The organism is Pseudomonas gessardii, assembly GCF_001983165.1.
Classification (GTDB): Bacteria; Pseudomonadota; Gammaproteobacteria; order Pseudomonadales; family Pseudomonadaceae; genus Aquipseudomonas; species Aquipseudomonas gessardii.
Map to the genome: position 1 here is coordinate 128,705 of NZ_MNPU01000004.1, position 14,495 is coordinate 143,199.

The 14,495-nt window shown below is 61.2% G+C and carries 12 protein-coding genes; 3 read left to right on the plus strand and 9 right to left on the minus strand.

Going from position 1 to position 14,495, the window contains the following annotated elements; all coding sequences use genetic code 11:
* Positions 1-19 precede the first annotated feature (19 nt).
* The 9 genes from BLL38_RS05000 to amaB all read right to left on the minus strand — a co-directional run bounded on the left by BLL38_RS05000 (position 20) and on the right by amaB (position 11,010).
* Positions 20-925 carry a cation diffusion facilitator family transporter gene (locus BLL38_RS05000; RefSeq protein WP_076961548.1) on the minus strand — a complete coding sequence of 302 codons (906 nt, stop codon included), beginning with the start codon at positions 923-925 and terminating at the stop codon, positions 20-22.
* A 103-nt stretch (positions 926-1,028) separates the two neighbouring features.
* On the minus strand, positions 1,029-1,793 hold the full coding sequence (locus tag BLL38_RS05005; RefSeq protein ID WP_076961549.1) for an SDR family oxidoreductase: 765 nt from the start codon (positions 1,791-1,793) through the stop codon (positions 1,029-1,031).
* 778 nt (positions 1,794-2,571) lie between these two features.
* Positions 2,572-3,288, minus strand: a complete 717-nt coding sequence (locus BLL38_RS05015) for an ABC transporter ATP-binding protein (protein ID WP_057437450.1) — start codon at positions 3,286-3,288, stop codon at positions 2,572-2,574.
* Positions 3,285-4,160, minus strand: a complete 876-nt coding sequence (locus tag BLL38_RS05020) for an ABC transporter ATP-binding protein (protein WP_029300504.1) — start codon at positions 4,158-4,160, stop codon at positions 3,285-3,287. The genes BLL38_RS05015 and BLL38_RS05020 overlap by 4 nt, the downstream gene beginning before the upstream one ends.
* Positions 4,157-5,434, minus strand: a complete 1,278-nt coding sequence (livM, locus tag BLL38_RS05025; protein ID WP_057958171.1) for a high-affinity branched-chain amino acid ABC transporter permease LivM — start codon at positions 5,432-5,434, stop codon at positions 4,157-4,159. Before livM ends, BLL38_RS05020 begins: the two co-directional genes overlap by 4 nt.
* Before the next feature lie 2 nt (positions 5,435-5,436).
* Entirely contained in the window at positions 5,437-6,351 is a 915-nt protein-coding gene (locus BLL38_RS05030) for an ABC transporter permease subunit (RefSeq protein ID WP_029300506.1), read from the minus strand.
* A gap of 222 nt (positions 6,352-6,573) precedes the next feature.
* Positions 6,574-7,710 carry a branched-chain amino acid ABC transporter substrate-binding protein gene (locus tag BLL38_RS05035; protein ID WP_076961551.1) on the minus strand — a complete coding sequence of 379 codons (1,137 nt, stop codon included), beginning with the start codon at positions 7,708-7,710 and terminating at the stop codon, positions 6,574-6,576.
* Between the two features lie 389 nt (positions 7,711-8,099).
* On the minus strand, positions 8,100-9,383 hold the full coding sequence (gene amaA, locus BLL38_RS05040; protein WP_076961552.1) for an L-pipecolate oxidase: 1,284 nt from the start codon (positions 9,381-9,383) through the stop codon (positions 8,100-8,102).
* A 136-nt stretch (positions 9,384-9,519) separates the two neighbouring features.
* Positions 9,520-11,010, minus strand: a complete 1,491-nt coding sequence (gene amaB, locus BLL38_RS05045) for an L-piperidine-6-carboxylate dehydrogenase (protein WP_076961553.1) — start codon at positions 11,008-11,010, stop codon at positions 9,520-9,522.
* A 151-nt stretch (positions 11,011-11,161) separates the two neighbouring features.
* On the opposite strand from amaB, the gene BLL38_RS05050 reads away from it, so the two are divergent.
* The 3 genes from BLL38_RS05050 (at position 11,162) to nadE (ending at position 14,267) form a co-directional block, all read left to right on the plus strand.
* A complete protein-coding gene (locus BLL38_RS05050; RefSeq protein WP_076961554.1) occupies positions 11,162-12,052 on the plus strand; it encodes a LysR family transcriptional regulator in 891 nt (296 codons plus the stop codon).
* A 169-nt stretch (positions 12,053-12,221) separates the two neighbouring features.
* Entirely contained in the window at positions 12,222-13,436 is a 1,215-nt protein-coding gene (pncB, locus tag BLL38_RS05055; RefSeq protein ID WP_076961555.1) for a nicotinate phosphoribosyltransferase, read from the plus strand.
* A 3-nt stretch (positions 13,437-13,439) separates the two neighbouring features.
* Positions 13,440-14,267 (plus strand): NAD(+) synthase, encoded by an 828-nt coding sequence (gene nadE, locus BLL38_RS05060; RefSeq protein WP_076961556.1) that lies wholly within the window; start codon positions 13,440-13,442, stop codon positions 14,265-14,267.
* Positions 14,268-14,495: the final 228 nt, after the last annotated feature.

Consider the following 14,495-nt stretch of genomic DNA (forward strand, 5'->3'; position numbering starts at 1 on the left):
ACCTCGGTCTACCTGACTATCAGGCAATCCACTTGCGATCCCCCGTAAAGCTGATCGTCAACCACCGTGCCTTGTCCGCCGCGCCCAGCCCTGTGGATATCTCTTCACGCAGCCCGTCGAGCGTCGCGACCTTATCCACCGGGTAATCGGCCGGCAGCACCACATGAATCTCGATAAACCGCGCCCGCCCGTGTTTCTGCACGTAGGACACGTAGTCCTCGAAACCATGCCGGGCCTGGGCCGCGTCCATCACTTCGCGCACCTTGTCGTCCAACTGGTCCGGGGCAATCCCCAGCACATCGCGCAAGGCCGGGCGCAGGATCTTCAAGGCCGGCGCCAGCATGCTCAGGGCCAGCAGGATCAGGATCAAGGGGTCGACATACACCGCCCACTCGCCATAGCCCTGGGACTTGAGCAGCAGCGCGGCGAGGAAGCTCACCAGCAGGCCCACAGAGAGCATCGCGTCTACCAGCCAACTGATGTTGTCGAACTGGATCAGCGACGACTGCAGCGTGCGGTTGCGGTAGCGCACATAGAAGAAGTAGGCGAACTCGACCACGGTAAACACCGCAGCGTAGATGATCACCAGCCCCAACTCGATTTCACGCCCGCCATTGATAATGCCGAACACCCCGTTGAGAAACGCGTAGATGGCGATCAACAGCAGGAAACTGCCTTCGATCAGCAACACCATCGGTTCCAGGTGCCAGTAGCCGAACTGGAAACGGTCGTTGCTTTTCTTGGCGATCAGCTTGGCCGTGATCAGCATCAGCACCTTGATAAAGGTCGCGATCAGCGAGAAAAAGCCGTCGAATAAAATGGATTGGGCGCCTGATATCACACCCGTGACAATCCCGGCGATCGCCACGGCGAACATCAGGATCGTCGATTGTTTGAGCAGTGCCTGCTCACCTCGGTTACTCACATATCCTCCTGTCAAAACCTTTAAACCGCTGGGTGCGGTGGGGTTTCCAGGAGGAGAGTGTACCTTATGCCCTGTTTTGACCGATTTGACGCCTTTGCGAGCCTTACTTGGCCCCACGCTCAATCGCAAACCCAGCCCAGGTCTGGCTCACCGGCATCAGCTCCAGGCGGTTGATGTTCACGTGCGCCGGGGTGTTCAGCACCCAGAAGATGGTGTCGGCAATGTCCTGCGGCTGGATCGGCTCGGCGCCGGCGTAGGTGGCGTCGTAACGCGCCTGGTCACCGCCGAAGCGCACCAGGGAGAACTCGCTCTCGCACAGGCCCGGTTCGATGTTGGTCACACGCACGCCGGTGCCTTGCAGGTCACAGCGCAGGTTCAGGGAGAACTGTTTGACGAACGCCTTGGAGCCGCCATACACGTGGCTGCCCGGGTACGGGTAGTTGCCGGCGATGGAGCCCAGGTTGACGATCCCGGCGCCACGGCCATGGGCGATCAGGCGCGGCAGCAACAGGCTGGTGGTGGTCAGCAGGCCCTTGATGTTGGTGTCGACCATGGTCTCCCAATCGTCGAGGCTGCACTTGGGCGCCGGGTCGGTGCCCACGGCCAGGCCCGCGTTGTTGATCAGCCCGCGCAGCTTGCTGAACGACGCCGGCAGGTTGGCAATCGCCTCTTCCATGCCCTTGCGGTCACGCACGTCCACCACCAGGCCATGCACCTCGGTTTGCTTGGAAAGCTCTTCGACCAGGGCATTCAAGCGCTCGGCACGTCGACCGGTGAGCACCAGTTTCCAGCCAGCCTCGGCAAAGCGACGGGCACAGGCTTCGCCGAAACCTGAGGTGGCGCCAGTAATAAACAGCGTGTCGGACATGGTGTTCTCCTTGTGGGCATCGGGAAAAATCAGCCAGCAGGATGCCCTTACGCCGCCGCCGCGGCAACCGCTATGCACACCCGCCACCCCATACCTGATCATTTTTTAACCGCTTGACGTAGAGCCTTATGAACCGTGACTTGCAGCCATGTGCGCGCAGGTTATCCACAGCTGCGCCCACAGTCTTTGGGGGCAAGTACAAAACCCTCCAGGCCGCTGTGTACAAGGCTTTCAGGGCGATTCAAAAAGTTTTTTGCTTGACCTTGGGCGGGGCATATGTAGGCCCATGCAGGAGGGCACGCCAGGAGGCATGGCTCCAGGCCAGTAAATCCGGCCCCTACACAGGTCTTTCCAGAGTTTAACCACAGACTTATCCACAGGCCTGGAGGTCATGTTTCGGTCATATACCTGTGTCTATGAACAGGTTGACAAAACCTGCGACACCTCATGAAAAAGCCCCTGATCAAAAAACAACCACCATGCTGCAAGCCACGTAAATAAAGGCTTTCAGCCAGCTACTCCCATGTTACCCACAGCCGGTTCCACAGTGGATGGGGACAAGTCATTTGCGTGACAAAACAGGGATTTGCGGCGGCTATATGTCGCGCTTTGGAGGGTGTGTGGATTTGTTTTCCACAATTTGCCGGAAGGCCTGTGGACGATGATCGTTCCCACGCCCCGCGTGGGAATGCCGCCAAGGACGCTCTGCGTCCCAAAGCGTGATGCGCAGCGTCACAGGATGCGCTCCCACGCAGAGCGTGGGAGCGATCAGCGCGGGTTAGTGCCCACCGAGGTAGGCGTTGCGCACTTCCTCGTTCACCAGCAGCTCCTTGCCCGTACCGGTCAGGCGGATTTCGCCGTTGACCATCACATACGCCCGGTCAGACAGGCGCAACGCATGGTTGGCGTTCTGCTCCACCAGAAAGATGGTCATCCCGGTAGCCGCCAGTTCGCGCAAGGTGGCGAAGATCTGCTTCACCACGATCGGCGCCAACCCCAGGCTCGGTTCATCGAGCAGCAACAGCTTGGGCCGGCTCATCAACGCCCGGGCGATGGCGAGCATTTGCTGCTCGCCACCGGACATGGTCATCGCCCGCTGGTTACGCCGCTCCTTGAGCCGTGGAAACAGCTCGAACATGCGCTGCATATCCTCGCTGGCGTGCTTGTCGCCAATGGGGATGGTGCCCATCAGCAGGTTTTCCTCGACGGTCATGTCAGGGAACACCCGCCGCCCTTCCGGGGACTGGGCGATGCCGTTGGAGGCGATGTAGTGGGACGACTTGTGGGTAATGTCCACGCCCTGGTAGAGGATCTGCCCGGACTCGGCCCGTGGCTGGCCGAAGATCGACATCAGCAGCGTGGACTTGCCCGCGCCGTTGGAGCCGATCAGGCTCACGGTCTCGCCCTCGTCGATGTGCAGCGAGACTTTTTTCAGGGCCTGGATCGGGCCATAAAACACATCCAGGTCCTTCATTTCGAGGATAGGCGTACTCATACCAACTCCTCTTCATCGGCGCCCAGGTAGGCCGCGATCACTTTCGGGTCGTTGCGGATCGCTTCCGGCCCGCCCTCGGCGATGACGTTGCCGTGGTCCAGCACCACAATATGGTCGGAAATACTCATCACCATGCCCATGTCATGTTCAATCAGCACCACGGTGAGGTCGTGTTCATCGCGCAGCAGGCGAATCATTGCACTGAGGGCTTCGGTTTCCTGGGGGTTGAGGCCCGCCGCCGGTTCGTCCAGGCAAATGATCTGCGGCCGGGTGCACATGGCGCGGGCGATTTCCAGGCGGCGCTGCTGGCCGTAGGACAGCTCGCCAGCCAGGCGGTTGGCGCAGTCCACCAGGTCCACCACTTCCAGCCAGTAAAAGGCGTGGTCCAGCGCATCGCTTTCTGCCTTGCGGTAGCCCTTGGTGTTGAGGATGCCCGCCAGCATGTTGCGGTTGACCCACATGTGCTGGGCCACCAGCAGGTTTTCCACCACTGACATTTCCTTGAACAGGCGAATGTTCTGGAACGTACGGGCCAGGCCGGCGCGGTTCACCAGGTGGGTGCCGCCGAACATCTTGTAGTACACCCGGCTGAAAAAGCTTTTGGGCGATACGAAGTCGGTAGGCTTGAAGCGCTCGCCAAGCAACTGGATCACGTTGGTCTGCTTGCCACGGATGTTGAGTTCGATCTTGCCGCCGCTGGCCGTGTAGAAGCCGGTCAGGCAGTTGAACACCGTGGTCTTGCCCGCGCCGTTGGGGCCGATCAGAGCGAAGATCGAGTTGCGTTCGACCTTGAGGCTCACATCGCTCAAGGCCTTGATGCCACCGAAGTGCATCATCAGGTGTTCCACGTTGAGGACCACTTCCTTGCTCATGGCGCCACCCCCTTGCGTGGTGTCACACCGCTACGGCTGATCCGGATCAGGCCCCGTGGCCGCCAGATCATCATCACCACCATCAACACGCCAAACAGCAGCACCCGGTACTCGGAGAAGCTGCGCAGCAACTCAGGCGCCACGGTCAGCACGAACGCGGCAATCACCACGCCCACCGTCGAGCCCATGCCGCCCAGTACCACGATGGCCAGGATCAACGCCGACTCGAAGAAGGTGAACGAAGACGGATTGACGAAGCCCTGGTAGCTGGCAAAGAACACCCCGGCCAGGCCGGCCGTCGAGGCGCCGATGGTGAAGGCCGAGAGCTTGACCAACACATGGTTCAGGCCCATGGAGCGGCAGGCGATCTCATCCTCACGCAGGGCTTCCCAGGCGCGGCCCACCGGCATGCGGGTCAGGCGGTGCTTGATGTACAGCACGGCCAGCACCACCAGGAACAGCACGATGTAGATAAACAGGAACTTCACGTTGGGGTTGTAGGCAATGCCAAAGAACTCATGGAACGGCACCCCGCCTTCCTTGGCGCGCCGGCCAAATTCCAGGCCGAGGAAGGTCGGCGATGGCACCGGCATGCCATTGGGCCCACCGGTAAACGACAGCCAGTTATTGAGCACCAGGCGGATGATTTCACCAAAGCCCAGGGTCACGATGGCCAGGTAGTCACCGTGCATGCGTAACACCGGGAATCCGAGAATACATCCGGCCAACGCCGCCGCGATGGCCGCCAGTGGCAGCACCGTCCAGAACCCCAGCCCGAGGTACTGGTAACCCAGGGCCAGGCCATAGGCGCCGATGGCGTAGAACGCCACGTAGCCCAGGTCGAGCAGCCCGGCCAGGCCGACCACGATGTTCAGGCCCAGCCCGAGCAACACGTAGATCAGCCCGAGGATCACCACGGTCAGCAGGTACTTGTTGGCGAAAAACGGAAAGACAATGGCGATCACGATCAGCGCCGGGATGATCCAGCGCAGCCGTGACTTGTAGTCCGGCGCCAGCACATGCACCCCGGAGCCCGAGCTTTCAAAACCCTGGAGGATCTTCAAGCCCTTGGGGGTTTGCAGGAACAGGCTCATGACCAGGCGCCCGGCCATGACAATGGCCACCAGCAAGCCGACGCGGGCCGGTTCCAGGTTGAAGCTGTAGCCGTCCAGGACCACACCGACGATGGGCCCGAACACGATCAGCGAAATCAGCCCGGCAAGGACCGCATCGACCACACTTTTCTTGATATCGATAGATTTGGCAGCAGACATGTTTACACCTTCGCCACGAGCGGGCGACCAAGCAGGCCCTGGGGACGGAAAATCAGAATCACCACCAGCAGGGAGAAACTGAACACGTCTTTGTAGTCAGAGTTGATCAACCCCGAGAACAGCGACTCGGAAATCCCCAGGATGATCCCGCCCAGCATCGCCCCAGGCAGGGAGCCGATGCCGCCGAGTACCGCTGCGGTAAATGCCTTGATGCCGATGATAAAGCCGGCATAGAAGTCGAACGTGCCGTAGTTGAGGGTGATCAGCACACCGGCCAGGGCCGCCATGGCAGCACCGATGACAAACACGTAGGAGATCACGCGGTCGGTGTTGATCCCCAGGATCGAGGCCATCTTGCGGTCTTGCTGGGTCGCGCGGCACATGCGGCCCAGCTTGGTGTACTTGATGATGTAGGTCAGCAGCGCCATGCCGGCAAAGGCCGCGACCAGGATGAAGACCTTGGTGTAGGTCAACTGCACGAACCCGGTGCCGATATCGACGCGCCAGGCGCCGGCCAGTAGGGTGGGAATACCTTGTTGCTTGGCGCCCTGGGCGATCTGCGCGTAGTTCTGCAGGATCAGCGAAATGCCGATGGCGCTGATCAGCGGGGCCAGGCGCGTGGAGTTACGCAACGGTTTGTAGGCGACACGCTCGATGACCCAACCATAGACGCCGGTGACGACGACGGTAAATATCAGAGTGCCGAGAATGAGCAGCGGGAAGGATTCGAGGCCGAAGTAAGCCAGCAGTGCCAGACTGATCGCCGCGAGGTAAGCGGAAATCATATAAACCTCGCCGTGGGCGAAGTTGATCATGCCAATGATGCCATAGACCATTGTGTAGCCGATGGCGATCAGGCCATAGACCGACCCGAGGGTCAGGCCGTTGACCAGTTGCTGCAGGAAAATACCATCCATAACGCAATCTCACGCGGTGAGAACCTGCACACCCTTGGGCGTGCGGCCCTTCTGGAGGAAAAGACAGATTGGGTGCCGAACGCAATGGCCCGGGCAACCGCGATCCAGTGTGGGAGCTGGCTTGCCGGCGATAGCGGTCTCACATTCAACACAGGTGCTGGCTGTCAGTCCGTCATCGCGGGCAAGCCCGGCTCCCACAAGGGGTCGGTGGTGGCTGGTTGATTACTTCTGCTTTTCCAACTGGTGGTATTTGCCGTTCTTGTCCCACTGGTAAACCACGTAGTCGGAGACTTTCAGGTCACCCTTGGCATCCCATTCCTTCTTGCCCATCACGGTTTGCACCGGGTTGGCCTTGAGCCACTTGGCCGCGTCTTCGCCCTTGTTGGACTTGGCGCCGTTGAAGCCGGCCGCCAGGGCCTGGATCGAGGCGTAGGCGTACAGGGTGTAGCCTTCAGGCTCGGTGCCGTTCTTGCGGAACTCTTCCACCACGGCCTTGCTGTCTGGCAGCAGGCGCGGGTCGGCGCCGAAGGTCATGTAGACGCCATCGACATACTGCGCACCGCCGGCGGTCGCCACCAGTTCGTCGGTCACCACACCATCGTCGGACATGAACTTGACGTCGTTGAGGCCGGCTTCACGGATCTGGCGTACCAGTGGACCGGCTTCCGGGTGCAGGCCGCCGAAGTACACAACGTCGGCCCCCAGCGAACGGATCTTGGTGACCAGGGCGCTGAAGTCTTTCTCGCCACGGGTCAGGCCTTCTTCCAGCACCGGCTTGACGCCGCGCTTGGTCAACTGGGTTGCGGTGGCATCGGCCAGGCCTTTGCCGTAGGTGTCCTTGTCGTTGATGACCGCGACTTTCTTGCCCTTGAGCACATCGACGATATAGTCGCCGGCCACGATGCCCTGCTGGTCGTCACGCCCGCACATGCGGAACATGGCGCCCAGGCCACGCTCGGTCACTTGTGGGTTGGTAGAGCCTGGAGTGATGGCGATGATGCCCGCTTCGTCGTACACCTCGGAGGCTGGAATGGTGTTCGATGAGCAGAAGTGCCCGACCACGCCGATCACTTTGTCCTGGTCAGCCAGGCGGTTGGCCACGGCCACGGCCTGCTTGGGTTCGCACGCATCGTCACCGGCTACCAGGACGATTTTCTCGCCGTTGATCCCACCGGCCTTGTTGATCACATCGGCTGCCGCCTGGGCACCCTTCATGTACTGCTCACCGAAGGCCGCGTTGGCACCGGTCATGGGACCTGCCACGCCAATCTTCACATCAGCCTGAACAAACGTAGAAACACCCAGCGCGGCAGCTACCGCGAGGGCCAGGAAACCTTTCTTGTAAAACGTCTGGGACATGAGTGGTGCTCCGAGTTTTTTATTGAATGGGCACTGCAATTTCACTGCAAACTTTCACTTGAAACCTTTACTGGAAAGCTGAGAGCAAGCGGCGTGCCATTGCGTTTTTATATTTCAAAAAGACACGGTGTCATTGTTATTACAGGTGTTTCGGGGCCTTTTTGCCGGGACGTGCAACCCTCTGCAACGCAGAGGTGCAACCTGAGACCCGAAAGAGTGAAACCCGCCCATTGGACTGATGTCAGCCAGCCATCAAGCGCCCCTTCAGGCATCTGTAACCACGGGCGTAACGGAAGTGCACATTTACAGTGCGTCACTGCTACGACTCGCACCAATACAGATTAGTAGCCGGCTAAGAAAATGCCGGCTTTTGAGGGGTATTTCGCTGATCAGATGACAATTCGCAGGCATTGGCCGGCGTGATACAGGGAAAACCCGGCTTCATACAGGCAACTGCGCAGGCCCGCTCCGGCCAGCGGCTGCATGGGGGCGAATGGAATCGGCAGGGCCTGGGGATTGTGGTGACACAGGTAGTCGGCAAACGCCTTGCCCACCACCGTCCCGGTGGTCACGCCGCGCCCGTTGTAGCCGGTGACGGCCACCAAACCGGGCGCCGGCTCGAACAGGCGCATCAGGTGGTCCGGGGTGAAGGCGATGCAGCCGGTCCAGGTGTATTCCCAGTCCACCGCCTTGAGGAACGGGAAATAGTGTTGCTGTACGCGATCGGCCCAGGCCTTGAGGAACCAGGTGGGTTTCTGGCTGCCGTTGCCCAGGCTGCCCAGCAATAACCGCCCCTCGGCATCGCGGCGGATGCTGCTCAGCACCTGGCGGGTATCCCAGGAGCCCTGGCCGCCCGGCAGGATCTGTTGCGCGGCAGCATCGCTCAAGGGCGCGGAGGCCACCTGATAGTAATAACCGGGGAAAAAATTGCGCCGCAGCTCGGTCCACTCACCTTCGGTGTAGGCGTTGGAAGCAATCACCACTTGGGCCGCCTGCACCGCGCCCTGGGCCGTTTGCACAGACCAGTACTGGCCCTGGCGCTCCAGTTGGGTCACCGGCGAATGATCGAACAACTGCCCGCCCAGGCCCACCGCGGCATTGGCCAGGCCACTGGTGTAGGCCATCGGGTTCAAGGTGCCGGCACGCCGGTCGAGCAAGGCGGCGGCAATCTTTTGGGTGCCGGTGGCCTGCGCGCACGCGGCACCGGTCAGCAGTTCCACGGGCGCGCCACGGCGCTTCCATTGTTCCTCGCGGCTGCGCAGGTCGGCTTCGCCACGGGCGTTGTGCGCCATGTGCAACGTGCCCTCGCGACGCAGCTGGCAATCAATCTGGTACTGGTCGATCAGGCTAAACACCAGGGACGGCGCTGCGCCAAGCATGCGGTTGAGCTGGCTGCCCACCGCCGTGCCGAAACCCGCTTCGATCTCGTCCGGGGGGATCCACATCCCGGCGTTGACCAGGCCAACGTTACGCCCCGAGCCACCATGGCCGGTGCGATGGGCCTCCAGCACGCACACGCTTTTACCTTGCTCCAGCAGATGGATGGCCGCTGACAAACCGGTGATACCGGCGCCGATCACGCACACATCGGCTTTTACTTCGCCCGTGAGCGCGGCGCGATCCGGCCGGCCAGGGGTCAGGTGTTCCCACAAACACGCTTCGCGTAATGGCATTGCCAGACTCCGGGATGAGACCTAACAAACAATTGATCAACTGTGGGAGCTGGCTTGCCTGCGATAGCGGTATTGGATTCGCCATCGCCATCGCAGGCAAGCCAGCTCCCACATTGACCGCATTTCGGCTGGAGGATCAGTCGAAGGTAATGCCCTGGGCCAACGGCAGCTCCAGCGAATAGTTCACGGTATTGGTCTGCCGACGCATATACCCACGCCACGCATCCGAACCCGATTCACGCCCGCCACCGGTTTCTTTCTCGCCGCCAAACGCGCCGCCAATCTCCGCGCCACTCGGCCCGATATTGACGTTGGCAATCCCGCAATCACTGCCCACCGCCGACATGAACTGCTCGGCCTCGCGCACATCGGTAGTAAAGATGCACGACGACAGGCCTTGCGGCACGGCGTTGTTCAAACGCAGCGCCTCGGTGAAGTCCTTGTAACCCACCACATACAGAATCGGCGCAAACGTCTCGCTGCACACCACATCGCTCTGCTCGGGCATTTCCACAATGGCCGGCGACACGTAGTAAGCATTGGGGAACTGCTCCTGCAACTGGCGCTTGCCGCCAAACACCTTGCCGCCTTCGCTCAAGGCCTGCTCCAGGGCGTCTTGCATGTTTTCAAAGCTGTGTTTGTCGATCAGCGGGCCGACCAGGTTGCCTTGCAGTGGGTGACCGATGCGCACCTTGGCATAGGCAGCCTTGAGGCGCGTGACGAGGTCTTCCTTGACCGACTCGTGGGCGATCAGCCGGCGCAAGGTGGTGCAGCGCTGGCCAGCCGTGCCGACCGCGCTGAACAGGATGGCGCGCACAGCCATGTCCAGGTCGGCGCTGGGGCCGAGGATCATCGCGTTATTGCCGCCCAACTCCAGAATGCTGCGGGCAAACCGTGCGGCGACCTTGGGCGCCACTTCGCGGCCCATGCGCGTGCTGCCAGTGGCGCTGATCAGCGCCACACGTGGGTCGTCCACCAGGGCCGCGCCGGCATCGCGCCCGCCGATGACCACCTGGCTGAGATAGGGCGGCGCGTCGCTGAAGTTCTTCGCTACCCGCTCGAACAAGGCCTGGCAGGCCAGGGCGGTGAGCGGGGTCTTTTCCGAGGGTTTCCAGATCACCGCATTGCCGCACACCAGGGCCAGCGCGGTGTTCCACGCCCACACCGCCACGGGGAAGTTGAAGGCACTGATCACGCCCACCACGCCCAGCGGGTGCCAGGTTTCACGCATATGGTGGCCAGGGCGCTCGGAGGCGATGGTCAAGCCGTACAGTTGGCGCGACAGGCCCACGGCGAAATCGCAGATATCGATCATTTCCTGCACTTCACCCAGGCCTTCCTGGGTGATCTTGCCGGCTTCCCAGGACACCAGCTCACCCAGATCGGCCTTGTACTTGCGCAGCAGGTCGCCGAACTGGCGCACCAGCTCACCGCGACGGGGTGCCGGCACTTTGCGCCAGGTATCGAATGCATGCTCGGCGCGACTGACCTGCTGTTCGACCTCGGCCGCGCCCTCCCAGTGCACACTGGCAATGCGGCTGCCATCGATAGGGGAATGCACGGGCTGTTTCCCCGCCTGGTACAACGCCGGGTCTACCCCCAGACGATCAAGCAATGCGGCAACCATGGGTCACTCCTTCAATCCATCAACAAAAAAATGCGCCGCGCCCCGCACGACGATCCAGGCCTTATTTGTAGCTGGCCCCAGGCTTGCCAACAAACGACGATTAGGCGAGATATCATTCCGTTTACTCATGCAAAACCCAAAGAGGCGTGCCGTGCTCAATAAAAGACATTTGCCCTCGATCACCGCCCTGCAATGCTTCGAGGCCGTGACCCGCCACCTGAGCTTCACCCGCGCCGCCGAGGAGTTGAACCTCACCCAGAGCGCCGTCAGCAAGCAGGTCGCGCAATTGGAAGAGTTGCTGCAGCACCTGCTGTTTCGCCGGGTGCGTCGGCGCTTGCAGATGACCCCGGCGGGCGACCTGTACCTGGTGGAAGTGCGCAAGATCCTGAGCCAGGTGGAGATGTCGACCCACTACCTGCGCTCCTACGGCGGCGAAACCGAAGTGCTGCGCGTATCGACGCCCTACACCTTTGGCGCGCGCTGGCTGGTGCCACGGCTCAAGGGCTGGCGCCTGCGCCACCCGCAGATCCACCTGGACCTGTGCAACGAGCAGACGCCGGACGAGTTGCTGCAAGGCAAGGCCGACCTGGCCTTCTACTTCGGCACAGGCGCAAGGCCAGGCACCGAGAGCCTGAAGCTGTTCAGCGAGGAACTGGTGCCGGTGTGCGCGCCCGACAGCCTGCCGGCCCAGCCCTTTAGCGACCCCACGCAACTGAGCGAGTTGGTGCTGCTGCAAAATGCCTCGCGCCCCCAGGGCTGGCACGACTGGTTCGCCAGCCTCGGCTACCAGACCGAGCACAGCTACCATGGGCCGCGCTTTGACACCTTCTATATGTGCATCCGCGCCGCCCAGGTGGGCTGTGGCGTGGCGCTGTTGCCGCGTTTCCTGGTGGAGGAAGAGCTGGCCGACGGCAAGCTGGTGATCCCCTGGCAGCATGCAATGCCCAGCCAGGATGCGTACTACCTGGCGTACCCGGAGCATTCGGCCGAGGTGCCCAAGGTGCGGGACTTTGTGAAGTGGATGATGGAGCAGGCTGTTTAGCGCCGGGAATACCGCCATCGCTGGCAAGCCAGCTCCCACATTTGGCATGCATTCTCCTGTGGGAGCTGGCTTGCCTGGGATGACGCCAGAGGCCACGACAAAAAAACCTCTGGCAAAACAACACAGGTCTATGCGCCACTAGCGCCATTCTTGTTTGGAGATTCCCGTTATGAGCGAGAGTGTGTTTGCCGATCGCATCGTGCAGAACCTGCTCGACACCGACTTCTACAAGCTGACCATGATGCAGGCGGTGCTGCACAACTACCCCAACGTGGAAGTTGAATGGGAATTCCGTTGCCGTAACAGCGAAGACCTGCGCCCCTATCTGGCAGAAATCCGCTACCAGATCGAGCGCCTGGCCGAGTTGAGCCTGAGCCCCGACCAGTTGGGCTTCCTGGAACGCATCAGCTTTATGAAGCCGGACTTCCTGCGCTTCCTCGGCCTGTTCCGCTTCAACCTGCGCTATGTGCAGACCGGCATCGAGAACGGCGAGTTGTTTATCCGCCTGCGTGGCCCGTGGCTGCATGTGATCCTGTTTGAAGTGCCGCTGCTGGCCATCGTCAGCGAAGTGCGCAACCGCTATCGCTACCAGAGCATCATCCTGGAGCAGGCCCGCGAGCAGCTGTATCGCAAGTTCGACTGGCTGACCGCCAACGCCAGCAGCGACGAGCTGGCCGAGTTGCAGGTCGCGGACTTCGGCACCCGCCGGCGTTTCTCCTACCGCGTGCAAGAGGAAGTGGTGAATGTGCTCAAGCATGACTTCCCCGGGCGTTTCGTCGGCACCAGCAACGTGCACCTGGCCCGCGAGCTGGACATGAAGCCTTTGGGCACCATGGCCCACGAATGGATCATGGCCCACCAGCAACTGGGCCCGCGGCTGATCGACAGCCAGATTGCCGCCCTCGACTGCTGGGTCCGCGAGTACCGGGGCCTCTTGGGGATCGCCCTGACCGACTGCATCACCACCGATGCCTTCCTCAGCGATTTCGATCTGTACTTCGCCAAGCTGTTCGATGGCCTGCGCCATGACTCCGGCGACCCGGTGCAGTGGGCCGAAAAAGCCATCGCCCATTACCACAAGCTGGGCATCGAGCCGATGAGCAAGACCCTGGTGTTCTCCGACAGCCTGACGCTGCCCAAGGCCCTGGAGATTTTCCGCGCGCTGCGGGGGCGGATCAATGTCAGCTTTGGCATCGGCACCAACCTGACCTGTGACATTCCAGGTGTGGAACCGATGAGCATCGTGCTTAAAATGACTGCCTGCAATGGCCAGCCCGTGGCGAAGATCTCTGATGAAGCGGGCAAGACCCACTGCACAGATCCGAACTTCGTCGCCTATCTGCGCCACGTTTTCAAAGTACCTGCCATCTCTAGCGAGGAGTGAATCATGCAAGCCGTACAGCGTGAGATTGCCCAACAGCTCAAGGTCCAACCACCGTTCCAGGACCACGCCGCCCTTGAAGCCGAAGTGGCCAGGCGGATTACCTTTATCCAGGACTGCCTGCTCAACTCGGGGCTCAAGAGCCTGGTGCTGGGCATCAGCGGCGGCGTCGACTCCCTGACCGCCGGCCTCTTGGCCCAACGGGCAATGAAAGAGCTGCGTGCCCTCAAAGGCGATGAGGCCTACCGTTTTATTGCGGTGCGCCTGCCTTACGAGACCCAGTTCGACGAACACGATGCCCAGGCCAGCGTCGACTTTATCAACCCCGACGAGCGCCACACGGTCAATATCGGCCCGGCGGTCAAGGCCCTGGCCAATGAAGTGGCGGCCTTTGAAGGCAAGGCGGCGATGTCCCGCGATTTTGTGCTGGGCAATACCAAGGCGCGGATGCGCATGGTCGCGCAATACACCATCGCCGGCGCGGCGAGCGGCCTGGTGATCGGCACCGACCATGCGGCGGAAGCGGTGATGGGCTTTTTCACCAAGTTTGGGGATGGCGCCTGCGACCTGGCACCGCTGAGCGGGCTGGTGAAAAACCAGGTACGCGCGATTGCGCGGTACTTTGGTGCGCCGGAGTCGCTGGTGGAGAAGATCCCGACGGCCGACCTGGAAGACCTGTCACCGGGCAAGCCGGATGAAGCGTCCCATGGCGTGACCTATACCGAGATCGATGCGTTCCTGCACGGCGAAGCGGTGCGCGAGGAAGCGTTCAGGATTATCTGCGAGACCTATCGCAAGACTGGGCACAAGCGGGTGATGCCGTTTGCGCCTTGAGGTGGGCCTGGTGGTTGTGTATTGATTGTCAGGCCGCTATCGCAGGCAAGCCCTAATGCCGATCAGTTAAGCGCAGATCCCCTGTGGGAGCGGGCTTGCTCGCGATAGCGGCGGGTCAGTTAATGCAACTCTGACTGACACACCGTCATCGCGAGCAAGCCCGCTCCCACATTTGATCTTCGTTGCTTTGAGCATTGCGTTCACTTAACTGAACGGCATTAGGGCAAG